The sequence below is a fragment of the Weizmannia sp. CD-2023 genome (assembly GCF_036225245.1).
Taxonomy (GTDB): Bacteria; Bacillota; Bacilli; order Bacillales; family Bacillaceae_C; genus Weizmannia; species Weizmannia faecalis.
On sequence record NZ_JARTJQ010000035.1, the window covers coordinates 1 to 2,528 of the forward strand.

Genomic DNA, 2,528 nt, shown 5'->3' on the forward strand with positions numbered 1-2,528 from the left:
GTACTTCACGCAGCTTTGCCGTGACTTCCGGATCGTTGATAACGGGACGATAACCTTTCACGTATTGAAAATCATAAGCCGCTCCGTGCGCTTCTGTTACGCCTTTCACGACGCGTTCCATCAGCCGGATCACTTCTTCCTGCAACGCCGGCTTAAACGTCCGGACGGTGCCGCTGATGAAAACCGAACCGGGAATGACGTTATGCGCAGTACCGGCTATAAACTGGGTCACGGAAAGAACAACGGGATCTAAGGGATCAATATTTCTTGAAACAATATGTTGAAGGTTTGTTACAACTTGTGCACCAATTGCAATGCTGTCGATTGCTAAATGCGGCTGTGCCCCGTGTCCGCCTTTTCCGTTAATCGTGATATAGAAAGCATCCGGTGCCGCCATCATCGGTCCTGACACCAACTCGATTTTTCCAGCTTCAAGCGGTGACCATAAATGAGCGCCAATCACCTGATCCACACCGTCCATGACACCGGCTTGGACCATTTCTTCAGCCCCGCCCGGCAATTGTTCTTCGGCATGTTGGAACAGAAAACGGATTTCACCGGCGATTTGGTCTTTTAAGCCGGCCAGAATTTTCGCGGCTCCAAGCAGCATCGCGGTATGCCCGTCATGGCCGCAAGCATGCATCACACCGTCATGCTTTGAGGCAAAATCAAATGCATTTTCTTCTTGAATGGGGAGCGCGTCCATATCGGCGCGAATCGCTAAAACACGGCCGGGCTTTGCTCCTTTCAGCCGGGCTACCACACTCGTTTTTGTCGGGCGGGACAACACCAAACCCCCGAAAGATGCAAGCGTATCGTATATAAATTGCGATGTTTCGACTTCCTTGAAGGAAAGCTCCGGGTTTTGGTGCAAATGCCTCCGCCAATGGATTACATCTTCCTTGACTTGTTCGACCAATGCATCGATTTTTTCGGCTTCCAAAGATAATGCCATATCAAAATCCCTTTCTTATTCTATATTTCTATTTTCTTTATTGATTTAAAGAATTTAGAGTATTATAACATCAAATACTTTTATATTGCAATAACAATTTGGTTTTACGTTTAGCTTTCTTGAAAAAAAGGGGGACTTTCTGCAGAGGAGAGAAATAGGCATCAAACCATCTCCATTGGTTTCCATCAGTGGATAAACACCACTGATGGAAGTTTCACTTATCTTTGTTGCTCCCCCAGTTGCATGAGGGCGCCAAAATATTGTGATGCTGTTGTGAAGCAAATGAAAGCAATCAGCTCACTTATCTCCGCATCTGTTAAATACTCCTTTAAAACCGCTGTTACATTTGGAGATGTTTGTCCTTTGCCCGCAAGAAAAGCTTCAGCAAATCCGGTACATACCGCTGTTTTTTCATCGTAATCAGCGGGGTTCGGTTTGCCTTTTGCCTTACAATACAGGCAGCCATTTTTTTGTGCAAGTGTACGCCGGACTTCTTCTTTTAACTTCGCTGATAACCGGCCATCCTTTTCAAATTCATCACTGAGCTTGTTCCAGTATTTCAGAATGGACGCATTATATCCCAGCAATTGTTGAAATGGCGTATTTCCTCTTTCATGTAATGGTATCAGTGTCATGCTCATCCCTCCCAAAAATAGTGTAAAATAAAGCGTGCGGCTTTTACATACCGATTAAAAGGCATTTGATTGATTTGAATTTCAAATTGGAAAGGAATTTGAAGAAATGGATTTCATTGATGAACAAATTATACATGAATTGAAAGAAGATAGCCGGTTATCAATGAGCGAGCTAAGCAGGCGTATTCATCTATCAGCCCCGGCTGTGAGAGAGCGGGTACGACAATTAGAAGAACAGGATATCATTAAACGCTATACCATTGAACTGAATCAAAAAAAACTGGGCTACCCCATTGAAGCCATCATTGAAGCGACAATTAAAAATAATCGTTATGACGATTTTAAAAAGCAAATATGCCAGTATTCGAATGTTGATTTTTGTTATCGTATTGCTGGTGAAGCATGCTTTATGTTAAAAGCCCGCTTCCACTCATTTGAAGACGCGGAGCAATTTATTGATGAATTGCAGTTATTTGCACATTCTAAAACGAACTTTATTTTTTCAAAAGTAATTTAGGCCTTACTGAACGAATCCGATTCTGAGTAAGCTCTAGAAGAATCCATCTTTAAAAATTCGATTTTGTTTTCTCTATAATTGAATCAGCTTCAAGTGCAAATTTTATAACATCCTTGCATTTAAATTTTTGCCAAGGCTGTCAGCATCCTTGCAGTGTTTTGTCTTAAAAGGACATTTCGGGTTCGGATGCCGCGTGTTTTGTCCTTTTGGCATGTTCAAAAAGACATTTCGAGCTCGGATGCAACGTGTTTTGTCTTTTTGGCAGGTTCAAAAGGACATTTCGAGCCTAGGTGCGGCTTGTTTTGTCCTTTTGGCCGGTTCAAAAAGACATTTCGGGCTCGGGTGCAGCGTGTTTTGTCTTTTTGGCAGGTTCAAAAGGACATTTCGAGCCTAGGTGCGGCTTGTTTTGTCTTTTTGGCAG

The 2,528-nt window shown here is 43.0% G+C and carries 3 protein-coding genes; 1 reads left to right on the forward strand and 2 read right to left on the reverse strand.

Annotated elements, in window-relative coordinates:
- A partial coding sequence (locus P9687_RS04845; RefSeq protein WP_328228872.1) for an amidohydrolase occupies positions 1–955 on the reverse strand: 955 nt, incomplete at its 3' end.
- Between the two features lie 218 nt (positions 956–1,173).
- Positions 1,174–1,590 carry a carboxymuconolactone decarboxylase family protein gene (locus P9687_RS04850; RefSeq protein WP_026685169.1) on the reverse strand — a complete coding sequence of 139 codons (417 nt, stop codon included), beginning with the start codon at positions 1,588–1,590 and terminating at the stop codon, positions 1,174–1,176.
- A gap of 106 nt (positions 1,591–1,696) precedes the next feature.
- Here P9687_RS04850 and P9687_RS04855 point away from each other — a divergent pair, with 106 nt between their 5' ends.
- Positions 1,697–2,107, forward strand: coding sequence for an Lrp/AsnC family transcriptional regulator (locus tag P9687_RS04855; RefSeq protein WP_026685168.1), 411 nt, complete (start codon positions 1,697–1,699; stop codon positions 2,105–2,107).
- The last annotated feature ends 421 nt before the right edge of the window (positions 2,108–2,528 follow it).

Excerpts from the sequence above, each read along its gene's own strand:
- P9687_RS04850 (WP_026685169.1), bottom strand. The coding sequence starts at position 1,590 with ATGACACTGATACCATTACATGAAAGAGGAAATACGCCATTTCAACAA.
- P9687_RS04855 (WP_026685168.1), top strand. The coding sequence starts at position 1,697 with ATGGATTTCATTGATGAACAAATTATACATGAATTGAAAGAAGATAGC.